The sequence below is a fragment of the Bacillus cereus group sp. BfR-BA-01523 genome, from assembly GCF_022662615.1.
Taxonomy (GTDB): Bacteria; Bacillota; Bacilli; order Bacillales; family Bacillaceae_G; genus Bacillus_A; species Bacillus_A mycoides.
This window is the reverse complement of the sequence record NZ_JAKUDX010000039.1, coordinates 1-347: the sequence shown is the minus strand read 5'-3', so window position 1 is coordinate 347 and position 347 is coordinate 1. Positions and strand designations below refer to the sequence as shown.

The window sequence follows — 347 nt, the reverse complement described above, 5'->3', positions numbered from 1 at the left end:
TGGAGGAAAGAATCCAGAGCGAGTGGAAGAAACGCCGAAGCAAGAAGAAATAGCTGAAGGCAAGAAACTTGAACAGACGGAAGAAGCTGGAGGAAAGAATCCAGAGCGAGTAGAAGAAACGCCGAAGCAAGAAGAAATAGATGGAGAAAAGAAACTTGAACAGTTGGAAGAACCAACAGAAGAAGCTGGAGAAAGGGAACCCGAACAAGTAGAAGAAACGCCGAAGCAAGAAGGAGCAGATGGAGAAAACCAACTTGATCAGGCAGGAGAAAGAACAGAAGAAACTGGAGGAAAGAATCCAGAGCAAGTAGAAGAAATGCCGAAGCAAGAAGAAACAGATGAAGGTA

The 347-nt window shown here is 44.7% G+C and carries 1 pseudogene; it reads left to right on the top strand.

Features of this window, described 5'->3' with window-relative positions:
• Positions 1 to 347, top strand: a pseudogene (locus MR066_RS27060) (hypothetical protein); the annotation flags it as partial.